The organism is Streptomyces sp. NPDC107471, from assembly GCF_055582845.1.
In genome coordinates, this window is record NZ_JBVJPC010000006.1 from 67,354 (window position 1) to 84,375 (window position 17,022).

20 protein-coding genes and 1 pseudogene are annotated in these 17,022 nt (G+C 73.3%); 12 read left to right on the forward strand and 9 right to left on the reverse strand.

Annotated features, from left to right (window positions below):
- Positions 1–15: 15 nt before the first annotated feature.
- Entirely contained in the window at positions 16–771 is a 756-nt protein-coding gene (locus tag ACZ66S_RS21450) for an acyltransferase (RefSeq protein WP_469903104.1), read from the forward strand.
- A 387-nt stretch (positions 772–1,158) separates the two neighbouring features.
- Here the strand turns inward: ACZ66S_RS21450 and ACZ66S_RS21455 are convergent, their stop codons facing one another.
- Complete coding sequence (locus ACZ66S_RS21455; protein ID WP_469903105.1) at positions 1,159–2,016, reverse strand: EamA family transporter; 858 nt, start codon at positions 2,014–2,016, stop codon at positions 1,159–1,161.
- Positions 2,017–2,109: 93 nt separating this feature from the next.
- On the opposite strand from ACZ66S_RS21455, the gene ACZ66S_RS21460 reads away from it, so the two are divergent.
- Positions 2,110–2,682: a helix-turn-helix domain-containing protein gene (locus ACZ66S_RS21460; protein ID WP_469903106.1), complete on the forward strand. Its 573-nt coding sequence runs from the start codon at positions 2,110–2,112 to the stop codon at positions 2,680–2,682.
- A gap of 20 nt (positions 2,683–2,702) precedes the next feature.
- The gene (locus ACZ66S_RS21465) at positions 2,703–3,260 is read left to right on the forward strand and encodes a YbaK/EbsC family protein (protein WP_469903107.1); all 558 of its coding nucleotides are present in this window, start codon (positions 2,703–2,705) and stop codon (positions 3,258–3,260) included.
- 2 nt (positions 3,261–3,262) lie between these two features.
- Here the strand turns inward: ACZ66S_RS21465 and ACZ66S_RS21470 are convergent, their stop codons facing one another.
- Positions 3,263–4,462, reverse strand: a complete 1,200-nt coding sequence (locus tag ACZ66S_RS21470; RefSeq protein ID WP_469903108.1) for a cation diffusion facilitator family transporter — start codon at positions 4,460–4,462, stop codon at positions 3,263–3,265.
- Here ACZ66S_RS21470 and ACZ66S_RS21475 point away from each other — a divergent pair.
- On the forward strand, positions 4,445–4,804 hold the full coding sequence (locus tag ACZ66S_RS21475; protein WP_469903109.1) for an ArsR/SmtB family transcription factor: 360 nt from the start codon (positions 4,445–4,447) through the stop codon (positions 4,802–4,804). The genes ACZ66S_RS21470 and ACZ66S_RS21475 overlap by 18 nt on opposite strands.
- Positions 4,805–4,808: 4 nt before the next feature.
- On the opposite strand, the gene ACZ66S_RS21480 is transcribed toward ACZ66S_RS21475, so the two are convergent.
- From ACZ66S_RS21480 to ACZ66S_RS21490, 3 genes are all read right to left on the reverse strand, one after another.
- A complete protein-coding gene (locus ACZ66S_RS21480) occupies positions 4,809–6,020 on the reverse strand; it encodes a 4-hydroxybenzoate 3-monooxygenase (protein ID WP_469903110.1) in 1,212 nt (403 codons plus the stop codon).
- 78 nt (positions 6,021–6,098) lie between these two features.
- Positions 6,099–7,739 carry an APC family permease gene (locus tag ACZ66S_RS21485; RefSeq protein WP_469903111.1) on the reverse strand — a complete coding sequence of 547 codons (1,641 nt, stop codon included), beginning with the start codon at positions 7,737–7,739 and terminating at the stop codon, positions 6,099–6,101.
- Positions 7,740–7,899: 160 nt separating this feature from the next.
- The gene (locus ACZ66S_RS21490; RefSeq protein ID WP_469903112.1) at positions 7,900–8,307 is read right to left on the reverse strand and encodes a CoA-binding protein; all 408 of its coding nucleotides are present in this window, start codon (positions 8,305–8,307) and stop codon (positions 7,900–7,902) included.
- A 221-nt stretch (positions 8,308–8,528) separates the two neighbouring features.
- Between ACZ66S_RS21490 and ppk2 the strand changes: the two genes are divergently transcribed.
- Positions 8,529–9,332, forward strand: a complete 804-nt coding sequence (ppk2, locus tag ACZ66S_RS21495) for a polyphosphate kinase 2 (protein WP_469903113.1) — start codon at positions 8,529–8,531, stop codon at positions 9,330–9,332.
- Between the two features lie 4 nt (positions 9,333–9,336).
- Here the strand turns inward: ppk2 and ACZ66S_RS21500 are convergent, their stop codons facing one another.
- The 4 genes and pseudogenes from ACZ66S_RS21500 to ACZ66S_RS21515 all read right to left on the reverse strand — a co-directional run bounded on the left by ACZ66S_RS21500 (position 9,337) and on the right by ACZ66S_RS21515 (position 12,226).
- Positions 9,337–10,197 carry a universal stress protein gene (locus ACZ66S_RS21500; RefSeq protein ID WP_469903114.1) on the reverse strand — a complete coding sequence of 287 codons (861 nt, stop codon included), beginning with the start codon at positions 10,195–10,197 and terminating at the stop codon, positions 9,337–9,339.
- A gap of 8 nt (positions 10,198–10,205) precedes the next feature.
- Positions 10,206–10,470, reverse strand: a pseudogene (locus ACZ66S_RS21505) (alcohol dehydrogenase catalytic domain-containing protein); the annotation flags it as partial.
- A gap of 25 nt (positions 10,471–10,495) precedes the next feature.
- Positions 10,496–11,401, reverse strand: coding sequence for a universal stress protein (locus ACZ66S_RS21510; protein ID WP_469903115.1), 906 nt, complete (start codon positions 11,399–11,401; stop codon positions 10,496–10,498).
- A 204-nt stretch (positions 11,402–11,605) separates the two neighbouring features.
- On the reverse strand, positions 11,606–12,226 hold the full coding sequence (locus ACZ66S_RS21515) for a hypothetical protein (protein WP_469903481.1): 621 nt from the start codon (positions 12,224–12,226) through the stop codon (positions 11,606–11,608).
- Between the two features lie 310 nt (positions 12,227–12,536).
- Between ACZ66S_RS21515 and ACZ66S_RS21520 the strand changes: the two genes are divergently transcribed.
- The 7 genes from ACZ66S_RS21520 (at position 12,537) to ACZ66S_RS21550 (ending at position 17,001) form a co-directional block, all read left to right on the forward strand.
- Entirely contained in the window at positions 12,537–13,001 is a 465-nt protein-coding gene (locus tag ACZ66S_RS21520) for a cyclic nucleotide-binding domain-containing protein (RefSeq protein ID WP_469903116.1), read from the forward strand.
- Positions 13,002–13,015: 14 nt separating this feature from the next.
- Positions 13,016–13,696: a CBS domain-containing protein gene (locus ACZ66S_RS21525; RefSeq protein ID WP_469903117.1), complete on the forward strand. Its 681-nt coding sequence runs from the start codon at positions 13,016–13,018 to the stop codon at positions 13,694–13,696.
- A gap of 136 nt (positions 13,697–13,832) precedes the next feature.
- Positions 13,833–14,534, forward strand: a complete 702-nt coding sequence (locus ACZ66S_RS21530) for a response regulator (protein WP_469903118.1) — start codon at positions 13,833–13,835, stop codon at positions 14,532–14,534.
- Positions 14,535–14,632: 98 nt separating this feature from the next.
- Positions 14,633–14,953 (forward strand): DUF190 domain-containing protein, encoded by a 321-nt coding sequence (locus ACZ66S_RS21535; protein ID WP_469903119.1) that lies wholly within the window; start codon positions 14,633–14,635, stop codon positions 14,951–14,953.
- Between the two features lie 129 nt (positions 14,954–15,082).
- Positions 15,083–15,799, forward strand: a complete 717-nt coding sequence (locus ACZ66S_RS21540; RefSeq protein ID WP_469903120.1) for a hypothetical protein — start codon at positions 15,083–15,085, stop codon at positions 15,797–15,799.
- Entirely contained in the window at positions 15,796–16,335 is a 540-nt protein-coding gene (locus tag ACZ66S_RS21545) for a SixA phosphatase family protein (protein WP_469903121.1), read from the forward strand. The genes ACZ66S_RS21540 and ACZ66S_RS21545 overlap by 4 nt, the downstream gene beginning before the upstream one ends.
- 39 nt (positions 16,336–16,374) lie before the next feature.
- Positions 16,375–17,001 carry a YigZ family protein gene (locus tag ACZ66S_RS21550; protein WP_469903122.1) on the forward strand — a complete coding sequence of 209 codons (627 nt, stop codon included), beginning with the start codon at positions 16,375–16,377 and terminating at the stop codon, positions 16,999–17,001.
- The last annotated feature ends 21 nt before the right edge of the window (positions 17,002–17,022 follow it).

Below are 17,022 nucleotides of genomic sequence, written 5' to 3' on the forward strand. Positions count from 1 at the left end.
CAGTACGGTGAGCTCGTGCCGAAGAGCAAGAACACGTTCTCATCCTGGCGGGGCCGCCTCGTGCAGCGTGCCGTCCACGCGGGCTGGGCCTGGGTGCAGCGCACCGGCTCCGTCACCGCCGAGCGCCCGGGGCGCTTCCGCTTCGGCGCGCTGGGGGCGCACACCCGGCTGGCCTTTCCGCTCGGCACGGTGTTCGGCGAGCCGTGGATCCACGTGGGCTCCCACTGCATCGTCGGCGAACAGGTCACCCTGACCGCGGGACTGATGCCCGACCTGGACCTCGGCCCGGAGCCGATCCTGCGCATCGGCGACGGGGTCGTGCTGGGGCGCGGCAGCCATGTCATCGCCGACACCACGGTCACCATCGGCAGCGACTGCTACTTCGGGCCGTACGTCTACGTGACCTCGACGAATCACTCCTACGACGATCCCCACGAGCCCATCGGCAAGCAGTGGCCGCGGATGGAGGCGGTGGAGATCGGATCGGGCTGCTGGATCGGGACCGGCGCGGTGATCCTGCCCGGCGCGCGGATCGGGCGGAACGTCGTCGTGGCCGCCGGTGCCGTCGTACGGGGAGTCGTGCCGGACCACGCAGTGGTCGCGGGGGCGCCCGCCCGGGTCGTCCGGCGATGGACGGCCGACGAGGGGTGGCAGCCGCCGCTGCGCACGCCGGCTCCGGTTCCGATCCCTCCGGGGGCGACGGCGGAGGAGCTGAGCGCGTTGGCGGGGTTGGACGAGGAGACGGTGGCGAGGTTGGCTGAGCTGGACTGAGGGTGCCCACGGGGGTGTCGCGGAGGGTGGTCGGGGGGCAGTCGGCCGGTGGGGGCTTGTCGCGCAGTTCCTCGCGCCCCTGTGGGAGCGTGCCGGGGCGTTACCCCGTTGACAGGAGCAGCGTGGGCGTCCGGTGCCTGGAGGGTGCCCACGGGGCTGTAGCGGAGGGTGGTCGGCGGCAGTCGGCCGGTGGGGGCTTGTCGCGCAGTTCCCCGCGCCCCTGCGGGAGCGTGCCGGAGTGTCACCCTGTTGCCGGGAGCAGCGTGCCCAGGGGGCCAGGCCGGCGCCCGGTGCCCACGGGGGTGTCGCGGAGGGTGGTCGGGCGGCAGCCGGTCGTTGGGGGCTTGTCGCGCAGTTCCCCGCGCCCCTGAGGAGCGCGGTGCGGTACTAGCCCGTTGCCAGGAGCAGCGTGCCCAGGAGGGCCAGGCCGGCGCCCGCGGCCTGGAGGGTGCGCAGGCGTTCGCTGAGGAAGCCCCGGGCGGCCAGGGCCGTCACCACCGGGTAGAGGGAGGCGAGGACGGCGGCCACCGTGACCGGGCCGTGCTGGGCGGCCACCGAGTACGTGCCGTTGGCCGCCACGTCCGCGAGGCCGACGAAGGCGAGGGCGGGCAGGGACGGCCAGGGGAAACCGGGCGTCGGCAGGGCGGGGGTGCCCCGTCGCACCGCGCCGTACAGCGCGGCGCCCCCCACCACCACGCTGACCAGGCGCTGCACGAACAGGGCCAGGAACAGGCCGGTGACCGTCGTGGACGCCTCCGCGATCAGGGCGAAGACCGTGCCGAAACCGAGGGCCGCGATCAGGGTGAGGACGATCGCCTCGCGCTGCACCGGGGCTCCGCGCAACTGCGGGCCGCCCGCCAGGATCACACCGGTGACGGCCACCGCGATCCCCGCGGCCTGCACCGGCCCGGGCCGCTCGCCGAGGAAGAGGCCCACGCCGACCGGGACCGCCACGCTGAGCGTGCCCAGCGGGGAGACGACTCCCATCGGGCCCAGCGCGAGCGCCTTGTAGAAGCAGATGAGGGCGACCGGCCCGGCCAGCCCCGCGGCGAACGCGAACCACAGCCGGGGGCCCGCCTCGCTCCAGCCGCCCGTCGCCACCACGATCGCGCCGAGCACCCCCGCCGCGATCGCCTGCGAGACCACCACCACCGTGAGCGCCGGGAGCCGCCGGGTCAGCACCCCGCCGCCGAAGTCGGCCAGGCCCCACAGCAGGCTGGTGGCCAGGGCGAAGAATGCTGTCACGGCTCGCCTCGCAGTACAGTTCGGTGAACGATCGGGTGCACCCCACCGTAGTTCATTCAGTTGCACGGTGTCATACAGAATATTGGACGTGACGTGTCGGACCTCGACCTGCTGACCCAGTCCCTCGCGCGCAACGTCAAGCGCTGGCGGACCGAGCGCGGCTTCACCCTGGACGCCCTCGCCGCCCGGGCCGGAGTCAGCCGCGGCATGCTGATCCAGATCGAGCAGGCCCGCACCAACCCCAGCCTCGGCACCGTCGTGAAGATCGGCGACGCCCTCGGCATCAGCATCACCACGCTGCTCGACTACGAGCAGGGCCCCAAGGTGCGGGTCGTCCCGCCCGAGCAGGTGGTGCGGCTGTGGAGCACGGACGCGGGAAGCTGGAGCCGGCTCCTCGCGGGCGCGGAGGCCCCCGGGCCCCTGGAGATGTGGGAGTGGCGGATGATGCCGGGGGAGAGCAGCAGGTCGGATCCGCACCCCGCCGGGACGGTCGAGATCCTGCACGTCACCGAGGGCGAGATGACCCTGACCGTCGACGGCGTCGAGCACCGGGTCCCCGCCGGGGCGAGCGTCACCTTCGAGGCCAACGCCGAGCACGTCTACGCCAACCAGGGCGACGTCCCCGCGCGGTGGATGCTGGCGGTCTCGGTGCCGGCCGTGCCCTGAGCGGCTGTTAGCGTGCCGCCATGGACGCACCCATCGGACACTTCGACCACGCCACCCCCGCCCCCGCCGCCCTCGACGAGCTGATCCGCCCGGTCGCCGACGCCGTACGCCACTGGAGCGGCAGCGTCCCCGCCGAGCAGATCGTGTACGTCGACACCGACCCGCGATGGGCCGACACCGCGGTCTTCGTCGAGCACTACGGCCAGGAGCTCCTGGAGCGGTCGGCGAACTGTGTCGTGGTGGCCGGCAAGCGCGGCGGCGAGACCACGCTGGCCGCGTGCGTGGTGCTGTCCACCACCCGGGCCGACGTCAACGGAGTCGTCCGCCGCCAACTCGGCGCGCGTAAGGCGTCCTTCGCCCCGATGGACACGGCGACCGGGGAGAGCGGCATGGAGTACGGCGGCATCACCCCGATCGGACTCCCCGCCGCCTGGCCGCTGTTGGTCGACTCGGCCGTGGTCGACCTGCCCTACGTCCTGGTCGGCAGCGGGCGGCGGCGCGGGAAACTGCTGGTGCCGGGCAAGGCGTTCGCGGAACTGCCGGGGGCCGTCGTGCTGGAGGGGCTCGGCGTCGCCTGAGCTCAGACCGGCGCGTGGTGGGCGAGGACGTGATGCGGGTCGGCCTCGCCCGGCACCGGCGCCGGATCGGCGTGCACCAGGGCCGCCGTGAGCCGCGGCACCGCGTGCAGCAGGGCGTGCTCGGCCGCCACGGCCACCGCGTGCGACTGACGTACCGTCATCTCCCCGTCCACGACGACGGCCACCTCCGCGCGCAGCCGGTGCCCGATCCAGCGCAGCCGCAACTCGCCCACCGCGCGCACCCCTTCGACGTGACGCAGCGCGACCTCCGCACGGTCCACGAGCTCCGGGTCGACGGCGTCGAGCACCCGCCGGAACACCTCGCGGGCCGCGTCCCGCAGCACCAGCGTGATCGCCGCCGTGATCGCCAACCCCACGATGGGGTCGGCCAGTTGCCAGCCCAGCGCCGAGCCACCGGCCCCGACGAGCACGGCCAGTGACGTGAACCCGTCGGTGCGGGCGTGCAGTCCGTCCGCCACCAGTGCGGCCGAGCCGATGTCCCGGCCCACCCGGATGCGGTAGCGGGCCACCCACTCGTTGCCCGCGAAGCCCACCAGCGCGGCCGCGGCGACCGCCGGGACATGCGCCACGGGGCGCGGATCGAGCAGCCGGTCGAGCGCCGCCCACCCCGCGAAGGCCGCGCTCGCGGCGATCGTCAGCACGATCACGATGCCCGCGAGGTCCTCGGCCCGGCCGTAGCCGTACGTGAACCGTCGGGTGGCCGCACGCCGGCCCAGCACGAAGGCGATGCCCAGCGGTACGGCGGTCAGCGCGTCCGCCGCGTTGTGCACCGTGTCCCCGAGCAGTGCGACGGACCCGGACACGGCCACGACGACCGCCTGAGCCAGGGCCGTCACCCCCAGCACCGCCAGCGAGACCCACAGGGCGCGCATGCCGCGGGCCGAGGACTCCAGGGCGGAGTCGAGCTTGTCGGCGCTCTCGTGGGAGTGCGGGGCGAGAAGGTGCCCCAGGCGGTGACGGAGGCCACGGCGTCCGTGCTCATGCCTGTGCGCGTGCGGATGTTCGTGGCCGTGCTCATGTCCGTGCCCGTGCGGATGGTCGTGCCCGTGCTCGTGCCCGTGCCCGTGCGGATGGTCGTGCCCGTGCTCGTGGTGGCTCACGTGCTGCCCCTTCCGGTGCGCGCGATGGTGGACGTACCGCGTCCACCCCGCCATTATGTGCGTATGAGCGCACGCATGCACCTATCACCTGCGCACGATGCGCACCCGCGCACCCCCGGCGAGGAGCAGTTCGCCCTCGCCGCCGAGATCCTCGCCCTGCTCGGCGACCGCACCCGCCTCGCCCTGCTGCACGCCCTGGCCGGGGGAGAGGCAGACGTCACGACGCTCACGGAGGCGTGCGGGGCGGCCCGGCCGGCGGTGAGCCAGCACCTGGCGCGGCTCAGGCTGGCCGGGCTGGTGAGCACGCGCAAGGAGAGCCGCCGGGTGATCTACGCACTGCGCGACGGCCATCTGCGCAGGCTCGTGGACGAGGCGCTGAACGTCGCCGACCACCGGCTCAGCGACGACCCGGTGCACGACTGAGCGCTCAGTACGCGGCCGACGTGCCGAGGTACTGCTCCGCGAAGGCCGTCGCGGCGGCCGGGGAGGTGAACAGGCGGCGGAGGCGGGCGAAGGTGGTGCCCGCGCGGTACTCGTCGCCCGACGAGGTGCCGTGGTAGACCTCGGAGAGCCACTGGGAGAACTCCTGGTAGTCCCACACGCGCCGCAGACAGGCCTCCGAGTAGCCGTCGAGGCCGCTCCCGTCGTCCTTGCCGAGGTAGGCCACGAGCGCGTCGCCGAGCAGGAAGGCGTCGTGCAGGGCGAGGTTCATGCCCTTCGCCGCTATGGGCGCGGTGAGGTGGGCGGCGTCGCCCGCGAGGAACAGACGGCCGAACGTCATGGGCTCGACCACGTAGTTGTGCATGTCTAGGACGCGCTTCTCGATCAGCGGGCCCTCGGTGAGCGGCGGGACGCCGTCCGCCGCCAGCCGCTGCTGGAGTTCGGCCCAGACGCGGTCGTGCGGCCAGTTCCCGGGGTCGTCCCCCGGCGGGCACTCCAGGTAGTAGCGGGTGACCTCGGGGCTGCGGGCCATGTGCCCGGCGAAACCGTTCGGATGGATGCCGAACAGGACGCAGTCGGAGGACGGCGGCGCCTCGGCGAGCAGCGCCAGCCAGCCGACGCCGTAGTCGTGCCGGGCGATGCTCGCGGTGTCCGGCAGGATCGTGCGGGTCACCCCGCGGGCCCCGTCGCAGCCGGCCACGAACTCGCACTCCACCAGGTGCCGTTCACCCGTGTCCGCGTCGGTGTACGACACGGACGGCCGCGGTGACTCCAGGTCGTGCAGGTTCACGTCCCGGACGCCGAAGCGGATCTCGCCGCCCCGCACGTCGGCGTACTCGCGGACCAGGTCCGTGACCAGCAGGGGCTGCGGGTAGACGAAGTGGTGCTGTCCCGTCAGCTCGCCGTAGGCGAAGCGGAAGCGGTCGCCCGCGAAGCGGAACTCGCACTCGGTGTGCGACTGGGCGCCCTCCAGCAGGCTGCCGGCGAGGCCGCGCTGCTCCAGACCCCGTACCGCCCATTCCTCGATGACGCCCGCGCGGGGCCGCTGTTCGATGAACGCGCGCGTCTCCACTTCCAGCACCAGGCAGTCGACACCCGCGGCCCGCAGGATGTTGCCGATGGTCAGTCCGGCGGGTCCGGCACCCACGATGACGACCGGAAAGCGCTGTGGGGCAACGGAGTTGGGGTGGGAGGTCACCCGCTCATTATGTCGGCCCGCGGCGAGGGCGGGGAGGGCCGGGTGCCCCGGCGGGCGGAGGCACCCGGACCGCCGGTGTCAGTGCGCGGGCGCGTCGGCGACGACGACCTCGTCGATGCTGCGCTCGATCTCCGCGGCCGGGGACGCGGTGGCCCGGGCCCAGTAGTAGATCACCAGGGAGAAGGCGGCGATCAGCAGGATGTCCCACCACAGGGCGATCCGGCCCGAGCCGCCGCCGAAGCCGCCCTGCCACGAGATCAGGCCCATGCCGACCAGGTACGCGGGCAGCCACTGCGCGGCCCGCCAGTCCAGGCGGGGCGCGTCGGGAAGTCCCTTGACGACGGCATAGCGCGCGTAACCGCCGAGGAGCACATAGCCGAGGACGATCGCCACTCCGAGCCGCCACAGGGTGTGCCAACCGGCCCAGTAGATGATGAGGTTGGCCACCACGAAGGACACCGGGGACAGGACCGAGCCCGCGGGCAGCCGGTAGGGGCGCTCGTAGTGGGGCAGCCGGTCGGCGAAGACGCCGTACGCCAGCGGGGCACCGGCGTACATCAGGACGCTCGCCGAGGTGATGAAGCTGACCAACTGCTGCCAGCTCGGGAAGGGCAGGAAGCAGATCACACCGGTCACGAAGGAGACGGCGAGGCCGAACCAGGGCACGCCCCTGCGGTCGGTGCGCTCGAACAGCCTGGGCGCGTAGCCGTTCCTGGACAGACCGTAGGAGACCCGGGAGGTCGCGGTCGTGTAGATGAGCCCGGTGCCGCCCGGCGAGATCACGGCGTCCAGGTAGAGCACCACGCTCAGCCAGCCCAGGCCGACGAGGGTCGCCAGACCGGCCCAGGGGCCGCTGATCCCCGGGTAGTCGAGCTTCGCCCAGCCGTGCGCGAACGTGCCGTGCGGCAGCGCGCCGATGAAGACGACCTGGAGCAGCACGTAGATGACCGCGCCGATCGCGACCGAGCCGATCGTCGCGCGCGGCAGGTCGCGGCGCGGGTTGCGGCTCTCGCCCGCCAGTTGGATGGCCTGCTCGAAGCCCAGCAGGGCGAAGATGATGCCGCTGGTGCTGATCGCGCTCAGGACGCCCTTGGCACCGAAGGGCGCGAAGCCCTGCGAGTGGAAGTTGCCCGGGTGGAAGTTGCCGACCGCGATGATGAAGATGGCCGCCAGCGGCACCGCGATCTTCCACCAGGTGGCGGCGCTGTTGGTGTGGGCGAGCGCCCGTACGCCGAGGAAGTTGACGACCACGAAGACGGCCATGAGGAGCACGGCGACGAGGAGACCGCTCGTGGTGAGCGTCTTGTCCGCGTGCTGGAGTCCCTGCGCCCACGACCAGTGACCGGCGTAACCGATCATCGCCTCGACCTCGATGGGCGCCACGGTCGCCGCCTGGAGCCAGGAGAACCAGCCGAAGCTCATTCCGGCGAGGCCGCCGAAGGCGTAGTGCGGATATCGGGCGGTGCCGCCCGCCACCGGGAACATACCGCCGAGTTCCGCGTGGACCAGGGCGAGCAGCACGATGGCCACCGCGCCGATCACCCACGAGATCACGGCCGCGGGGCCGGCCACGACGACGGCTTCCTGGGCTCCGTAGAGCCAGCCCGAACCGATGATGGAACCCACCGAGGCCCACATGAGCCCGATCAGCCCCACGTCCCGCCGCAGCCCGCCGCCCGGTGTCCCCTTCGTCCCAGGTGCTGAATCGACGCTTACCATAAATTAAGGGGCCTCTCACGAATTACTTGCACTTAGTGTGCGAGCGGCCCCAGAATACGAATCAACCGCCTTTGGGTTAAAGGCGGTTGTCGCATATTTGACGTCTTTGACTTCGTTGCGGGGAATTCCTTGCGAGGGCTTCAGGAATTCGGGAGGGAATTCAGCCCAGACGGGGGATCTCGATCGCCGGGCACCGGTCCATGACCATGTCGAGGCCGGCCGCACGGGTGCGCTCGTACGCGGACTCGTCGACGACGTCGAGCTGGAACCACACCGCCTTCGCCCCCTTGGCCACGGCCTCGTCGGCGACGGCCCCGGCGAGGTCGCTGTTCACGAACACGTCGACCACGTCCACGTCGAACGGGATGTCCGCGAGGGAGGCGTACCCCTGCTCGCCGTGCACGGTCTCCGCCTTGGGGTGGACCGGCACGATCCGCTTGCCGTGGCGCTGGAGCACCTCGGCGACGCGGTAGGCCGCACGTCCCTGGTTCGAGGACAGGCCCACGACGGCCCAGGTGTCGCCGAGTTCGGTGAGGATCTTGCGGATCGTGGCTGAATCGCCGTACACGTCGGGTCTCCTAGGGGAGCGGGAACTGGTGCATGGGAGGGAACACCGGCCGCCCTCCGGGTCTTCCCGGCGTCCCGGGCACGCCCGTCCCCGTCCCGCGGGACCGGTCGGCCCCGGCCTCCGGCGTGCGCGGCCCGGCGCCGGAAAGTACGGTGGCGGCCAGGTGTTCGGCCCCGGGCGCGGGACGGCTGTCCCGGCGGTCGTCGGAGGGTGGAGGCGGCATGACCGAGAAGGGCGCGGAGAAACTGCCGCGCAAGACCTACGAGAAGGAACTGCTGCGTCTTCAGACGGAGTTGGTCAAGCTCCAGGAGTGGGTGCGCGCGGAGGGCGCCCGGGTGGTCGTCGTCTTCGAGGGCCGGGACGCGGCGGGCAAGGGCGGCACCATCAAGCGGGTCGCCGAGCACCTCAACCCCCGTGTCGCCCGGATCGCGGCCCTGCCGAAGCCGACCGAGCGGGAACGCGGCCAGTGGTACTTCCAGCGCTACGTCGAGCATCTGCCGGCGCCCGGCGAGATCGTGCTGTTCGACCGGTCCTGGTACAACCGCGCCGGCGTCGAGCACGTCATGGGCTTCTGCACCGAGGCGGAGTACCGGCTGTTCCTGCGCCAGTGCCCGATCTTCGAGCGGATGCTCGTCGAGGCGGGGATCGTGCTGCGCAAGTACTGGTTCTCGGTGAGCGACACCGAGCAGCAGGAGCGGTTCCGCAAGCGCTTGGAGGACCCGCTGCGGCGCTGGAAGCTGTCGCCGATGGACCTGGAGTCCATCACCCACTGGGAGGCGTACTCCCGCGCCAAGGACGAGATGATGGTGCACACCGACATCTCCGAGGCGCCCTGGTTCGTCGTGGAGAGCGACGACAAGCGCCGGGCCCGGCTGAACATGATCGCCCACCTGCTCGGGTCGGTGCCGTACCGCGAGGTGCCGCCACCGGTCCTGGAACTGCCCGAGCGGCCGAGGACGACGGGGTACGAGCGCCCGCCGCGCGATCTGCAGACCTACGTCCCCGACCACGCGGCGAGCCTCTGAGCGGTCACCCCTCCTCGGGCACGATCGCCACCGGGCAGTCCGAGTGGTGCAGCACCCGGTGTGCCACCCGGCCGAGCTGGAGCCCGAAGTGCCGTGCGTGCCGCCGGGCGCCGATGACCAGGAGGTCGGCGTGGTGCGAGGCCCCAACCAGCACCGTCCCGGCCGGGCCCTCAAGGGTGCGGCGGTGCAGTTCGACCTCGGCCGGCGCGTCCCGGAGCGCCGCCTCCAGGGCGTCCACCGCCTGCTGCTCGTGCAGCCGGGCGGGCTCCCCGGCCGGCATCGGATGGTCGGTGCTCTCGTGCGCCGGGCACCGCCAGGCCCGTATCGCCTCCACCGGCACCTTGCGCCGCGCGGCCTCGGCGAAGGCGAAGTCCACGGTCGACCTCGCGCCGACCCCGACCACGACACGGCCGTGCCGCCCGGACCGTGCCTGGTTGTCGTGGCTGCCCCGGACGACGATCACCGGGCAGTGCGCATGCCCGGCCACCGTCAGGCTCACCGAACCGAGCAGTGCCTCGGCCATGCCACCGCGGCCACGGGTGCCCGTGACCAGCACGGACGCGCCGCGACTCTCCCGCACCAGGGCGTACTCGGGCTCCTCGAAGACCACCTCCGAGGTCACCTTCAGGTCCGGACGCCGGGCGCCGGCGCGCCGGACGGCGGCCCGGACGAGGTCCTGCGGCAGGTCCCGCTCCCGGGGCTCGCCGAGGTCATGGGCGAGGGCGGCGCCCTCGTAGCGCTCCCACAGACAGGCGTTGACGATCCGCAGCGGCACACCTCGCAGGGCGGCCTCGTCGGACGCCCAGTCGACGGCCCGCAGACCGGGCTCGGACCCGTCGACGCCGACCACGACCGGAAGCTCCATCACGCTCACCTTCCCGCACTCGGGTCGAGCCAGGGCACGGCGACCCGCTGTCCGACCGACAGGTGGGTGACCCCCTCGCCCAGCCTCTCGACGAGGCCGACGTCCTCGTGGCCCGGCACGTAGGACGGACTCGGCTTGACGGGCCGGTCGCCGCGGGTGGCGTGGATGTCCGTGCGGCAGAGCCCGGAGGCCTCGACGCGCACCCGGACCCGGCCGGGCTCGGGGGCGTTCCGCGAGGGGCTCGCCGCAGGCTCGTACGACCGCTGCCTTCATGGTGCAACTCCTTGGCACTGTCGCGTCAGTCGTGCGGGACGACGGCGACGGGGGCGAGGGAGTGGTGCAGGACAGCGTGGGTGACGGGGCCGATGTGGGCGCCGAGCGGGCCACGGCGGATCCGGCGGCCCACGACGACCAGGGAGGCCGCCCGGGAGGCGTCGACGAGGTGGTTCGCGGGGGTGCCGTAGAACGACTCCTCGGCGACCTCGGTGTCCGGGAACGCCTTGCGCCACGGGGCAAGCACCTCGGCCAGTGCGACGGTTGCGCGTCGGGCCAGGTCCGCGTGGAGTTCCAGGTCCACGGCGAGGCCGTAGGCGTAGTACGGGGGCGGGTTCCAGCCGTGCACGACCCGCACGGAGGTGCCGCGGCGGACGGCGGCGGCGAACGCGAAGGAGATCAGCTCCTCGTCCGGGCTCTCGATGTCGAGGCCGAGGACGACGGGCCGGAACGGCGTGGCGGCGGATGGGATGCCGACGGGATCCTTCTCGTGCTCGTCGGCGGCCTGCTGGTCGGCGCGGACCAGGACGACCGGCCGCTCGGCGTGCGCCAGGACGGAGAGTCCGACCGAGCCGACCATGAACCCGCCGATCCCGCTCAGTCCGCGCGAGCCGAGCACCAGCAGTTCGGCGTCCTTCGCCGCGCCCAGCAGTTCCTCGGCGGGGCGGCCGGTCAACTGCACGGTGCCCACCTCAAGGCCGGGGTGACGCGACCGGACGCCCTCGGCTGCCTCCCGGGGTATCCGCTCGGTCCAGTGCTGCCGGGTCTCCACTCCGAGGAGGGGCGCCTGCGCGACGGGTTCGGGCACCGGCTCCCAGACGTGCGCCAGCCGCAACGGCAGACCCAGCAGTGCTGCCTCCCGGGCGGCCCACTCGGCCGCCGCGCGGCTCTCGCGCGAGCCGTCGAGACCGGCGATGACGATACGGACCATGATCTCCACCTCCTGATACGAGCGTCGTCCTCGGAACGGGCCCGGTGCAGGGGTCGTACGTCCCTGCCGGGGCCGACCGGCCCGGGTCAGTGCGTGCGGGCCGGTGCGTGCGGGCCGGTGCGTGCGGTTCGGTGCGTGCGGTTCGGTGCGTGCGGTTCGGTGCGGCGGGCCCGCCTTCCCGGGGGCCCGCCGCGCCTCCCGCGGTCAGCGCAGCCAGCGGTGGCGGCTGACGAACGGGAGCCCGGCCCAGAGCTTGCCGAGGCCGAGGGCGTCGCCCGCGGAGCCGGCGGCCAGGACGATCAGGACGAGGGCGTAGACGAGGTGGTAGTCGGCGAAGGGGTTCGTCGACATGCTCGGCGAGCCGTCGGAGAGGTGCTGGGCGGGCGGCCACTCGGCGACCCACATCAGCGCCATCATCACGGTGCCCGCGACCGCCGCGAACCGGAGCGTCACACCGGTGATCAGGGCGACGCCGACGCCGAGCAGACCGAGCATGAACAGCCAGTCCGCCCAGGCGTCCCCGGCCCAGGAGTGGAAGGTGGACTCCATCGGTCCCGCGGCCACTGCGCCCAGGAAGCCCTTGGTGGGCGAGCCGCCGTCGATCCAGCCCTTGCCCGCCTGGGTGGCGTAGCCGAGTCCGAACGTCTTGTCGAGGAAGGCCCACAGGAAGACGAACCCGGTGAGCACCCGCAGCGACGCGAAGGCGTAGGCCCGTGCGCCGGTGCGTGCCGACACGGCGGGCTCCGCCGCGGGGGTGGCCCGGTCCCCGCGGAAGGACGGCAGGTGGAGGCCTGGGCTCCGGTGAGGGTGCTCGTGCACGGCCATGGTGGTGATCCCTTCGAGGAGCTCCGGTCGGTGCTTGACGTCCCTCATGCTGCTCGGGGCGCGGCCCCGACCGCCGGGTGCCGAAGGTCGGTGGCCGTGGGGCTGAACGGCCCTGGTTCGAGGGCCGGTTGGGGGCCGTCGGTGCTCGCGGGGACGGGAGGTGGCGCGCGGACCGGTTCGCGGGGCGGAGCCGTTCGTCGTCGTGTCGGAGCCGTGTGGCCCGGCGCGGGGGCCGGTCGGCCCATGGGGCGGAGCCCGCGGTGGGAGGACGGTGGCGGTAGCAGTTCCCCCACCCGTCGGGAGGCACGCCATGATCACCACGCCCACGCCCAGCATGCTGCGCGCCCTGCCCGTCGAGCACCGGCACCGGCTGATGCGCGTCGCCCGTGAGGTGTCCTTCGCGCAGGGGACGCGGCTGTTCGAGGAGGGGAGCCGGGCCGACCGGTTCTGGATCGTCCGCACGGGCACCGTCGAGCTCGACATGCGGGTACCGGGCCGCCGGCCGGCCGTCATCGAGACCCTGCGCCACAACGAACTCGTCGGCTGGTCCTGGCTGTTCACCCCGCACACCTGGCACCTCGGCGCCGAGGCGACGAGCCCGGTGCGGGCGTACGAGTTCGACGCCACGGCCGTCCGCCTGATGTGCCGGGAGGACCCGGCCATGGGCAGCGCCGTGGCCCAGTGGGTCGGGGACGTGCTCGCCCACCGGCTGCACTCCGCGCGCATCCGGCTCCTGGACCTGTACGCCCCGTACGGCTCCGGCAGCATCGTCTGAGGGCGGGAGTCGTCATGCACGGCACTCCGCGCATCGTCGGCGACGTCATGACCGGCACCGTCGCCGCGCTCGGCCGCACGGCCGGCTTCAAGGAGATCGTGCGGCTGATGCGGGACCGGGGGAGCAGCGCCCTGCCGGTCCTCGACGGCGGGGGCCGGGTCGTCGGGGTCGTCTCCGAGGCCGATCCGCTGCCCAAGGAGGAGTTCCGCGACAGCGACCCGGACCGGCGCACCCGGGTGCGGCGCCTGCCCGACCTGGCGAAGGCGGGGGCGCTCACCGCTGACGAGCTGATGACCTTCCCGGCGCTCACCACCCGGCCGGACGCGACGCTCGCCGAGGCCGCCCGGATCATGGCCCGCGCCAGGGTCGAGCGGCTGCCCGTGGTGGACGAACTCGGCCTGCTCCAGGGCGTCGTCAGCAGAGCAGACCTGCTCACGGTGTTCCTGCGCGACGACGAGGAGATCGCCGAGGAGGTACGGCGCGAGGTGGTGGCGTACCTCTTCCCGCCCCCGGCCTCGTCGGTCCGCGTACGGGTGGACGACGGTGCGGTACGGCTCGCCGGCCGGGTCCGGGATCCGTCGCTGCTCCCCGTGGCCGCCCGGCTGGTGCGTGCCGTCGAGGGCGTGGTGGACGTGGAGTTCGAGCCGGAGGGGCAGGGGCCGCCGGACCCCGTGTCCGCCGCCCGGCCCTCCTGAGCACCGGCATGCGGTGACCCCGGTGTCTGCCGAATCTTGGGCCGGTCGGCCCTAGTCGATCGGCCCTAGTCCGCGCGACGATCGACCTCACGGGCCGCCCGCTGCCCGTCCAGCAACCGGCGAACGAGGGGACGTCATGTCCGAGCCAGGCACCTTCACGGAGCAGAACCCGATCCGTGTCTTCCTGCTGGACGACCACGAGGTCGTACGCCGGGGCCTGACCGACCTGCTCGACGCCGAACCGGACATCTCGGTGGTCGGCGACGCCGGCACCGTCGAGCACGCCCTGGTGCGCGGTCCGGCGCTGCGCCCCCACGTGGCCGTGCTCGACGTACGCCTCCCGGACGGCGACGGCATCACCGTCTGCCGCGAACTGCGCAGCCAGATGCCGGAGCTGGCCTGTCTGATGCTGACGTCCTTCGACGACGAGGACGCCCTGCTCGACGCCATCATGGCCGGGGCCTCGGGCTATGTCCTCAAGCAGATCCGGGGCTCGGACCTGGTCTCCGCGGTCCGCACGGTCGCCTCCGGCCAGTCCATGCTGGACCCGGCGACCACCGCCCGCCTGATGCGCTCCCTGCGCGCCGACCCCGCCGAGACCCCGGCGGTCGCGCCCGAACTGGCGAGCCTGTCGCCGCGGGAGCGGGACATCCTCGCGCTGATCGGGGACGGACTGACCAACCGCGAGATCGGCAAGAAGCTCTACCTCTCCGAGAAGACGGTCAAGAACCACATCTCCCGGCTGCTGGCCAAGCTCGGCGTCCAGCGCCGCGTCCAGGCCGCGGTCCTGGCCTCGCAACTGGAGCAGCCGGAACCGGACGACCGATCGGGCAGGTGAGGAAGCCCACGCGCGCCGCGCGCACGGCTCCGGAACCCCTGGCCCGCACCCCCGGCGGGGAGTAGCTTGCGCGACAACCGCACGGCAGGGGGTGGCCGATGTCCGGGTACGACACGCCCGCCGGACGTCTCACCGTCCATCTCGACGCCGCGCAGCTCTGGCACCACCGGCCCGCCTATGCCGAGCTCGTCCACCGCGCACACCGCGCGGGGCTGGCCGGCGCGAGCGTCTTCCAGGGCGTCACCGGGTTCGGGACGGGCGATCCCCGGTCCGCCAAGGGCCCCTGCGCGGTGGTCCTGGTCGACGAGGAGCCGCGGCTGCGCTCGTTCCTGCCGCTGGTGGCCGACGTCCTGGGCGAGACGTCCGCGGTCGCCGTACTGGACCGCGTCAGCATCCACTCCCCGCACACCGACGAGTGAGTCGCCGGACGAAGAGGCAGGGCCGGCGTGGTCGAGGAGGGGCCGGCGCGTCCGGCCGTATCCCGTGACCTTGTCCGGAATACCGGTCAGTCACCTGCGTCGGGCTCTCCGTCCGCCTACGCTCGCCCCGTGCTGCGCATCACCGACGCCCGAACCGGCGAGCCCGTCGACGCCGTCCCCGCCCGCCGGGGCCTGACCCGAGTCGAGGCCCATGTGCCGGGCTACGACACCTCCGCCCTGCGCGTCCTGCTCGTCGCCGACCTCCTCGTCCGGGCCCTGGAGATCGGCGGTACACCCGTGTGGGCGCTGCTCACCGGCGACCGCGAACAGGCGGAGCTGCAGGCGGGCGCCGCCGCCCTGGGCATCCGGCCCTTCGAGGACCGCAGGGACGTCGGCCCCGGCTGGGGCGAGTCGCAGGCCGTCCACGTGGTGGGAGAGGACGGCGCCGCCCCCGACGGGGTCCGGGTCGCCGTCGCCCCGGTGGGGACGCCGGACCTCCCGCAGGACGCCGACCCCGCCGCGGTCCGGCTGGCCCTGCTCACCCCGCCCCGGAGCACGCCCGCACGGCTCGACGAGGCGGCCCTGGCCGAGGCGCACGGCACCCTCGTGCGCTGGCGCCGGGCCGTCGCCGCCTGGGCCCGGCATCCGTCACGGCCCGTGCCCGACAAGGTGCGCGGACAGCTCCGTACCGCCTGGGAGGACGACTTGGACGTACCCGAGGTGCTGCGCGTGCTGCGCCGGGTCGAGGAGTCGGACCTGCCGGAGGGGGCCCGCTTCGAGACGTACGCCTACGCGGACCGCCTGCTCGGCCTCGACCTCACCCGCGACCTGGGATCCCCGGCATGATCGAGCGTCCCGGAGCGGGCCCGCTGCGCCGCCTGGTCGTGCTGAGACACGCCAAGTCCGCGTGGCCGGAGGGCGTCCCGGACCACGAACGCCCCCTCGGGCCCCGCGGCCTCCGGGACGCGCCGGAGGCGGGCCGTGTCCTCGCCGCCTCCGACCTGCTGCCCGACCTCGCCCTGTGCTCCACCGCCGTACGCGCCCGGCACACCTGGGAGCTGGCGTCCGCCCAGTGGGGCACCCCGCCGCCGGTACGCCTCGACCCCGAGCTGTACGCGGCCGACGTACCGGAACTGCTCGCGACCGTGCACGGGACGCCCCCCGAGGTCGTGACCCTGCTCCTCGTCGGGCACAACCCCGGTCTGGAGGAGCTCGTCCTGACGCTGGCCGGGGACGGCCTCGACGACGCGCTGGACGAGGTCCGGGTGAAGTTCCCGACGTCGGCGATCGCCGTGCTGGCCTGGCACGGCACGTCCTGGCGGGCCCTGGAGCCGGGGACGGCGCTGCTCACGTCCGTGATGGTGCCGCGCGGGAGGAAGTGACCGGGGCGGGCCCGCTCAGCCACGGACTAGGGTGGCCGGATGCAGGACGAGTACCGCACAGTGGCCCGCGCGGGCGTGCACGAGACCGAGGTCAACCGCTCCCGCTTCCTGTGCGCCCTCGCCCCGGCCGCCACCGAGCAGGAGGCCCAGGTCTTCGTCGCCGCCGTCCGCAAGGAGCACGCCGACGCCACCCACAACTGCTACGCGTACGTCATCGGCGCCGACGCGGCGATCCAGAAGGCGAGCGACGACGGCGAACCCGGCGGCACCGCCGGCGTCCCCATGCTCCAGATGCTGCTGCGCCGCGACATGCGGTACGTCGTCGCCGTCGTCACCCGCTACTACGGCGGCGTCAAGCTCGGCGCGGGCGGACTCATCCGGGCGTACGGCGGCGCGGTCGGCGAGGCCCTGGACACCCTCGGCACCCTCACGCGCCGCCGGTTCCGCCTCGCCACGGTGACCGTCGACCACCAGCGCGCGGGCAAGGTGCAGAACGACCTCCGGTCGACCGGCCGCGCGGTGCGGGACGTCCGCTACGGCGAGGCGGTCACGATCGAGATCGGGCTGCCGGACGCGGACGTGGAGGCGTTCCGCGGGTGGCTGGCGGACGTGACGGCGGGGACGGCGGGGTTCGAGCTCGGGGGAGAGGCGTACGGGGACGCCTAGTTGGGCTTTCGGGACATAACG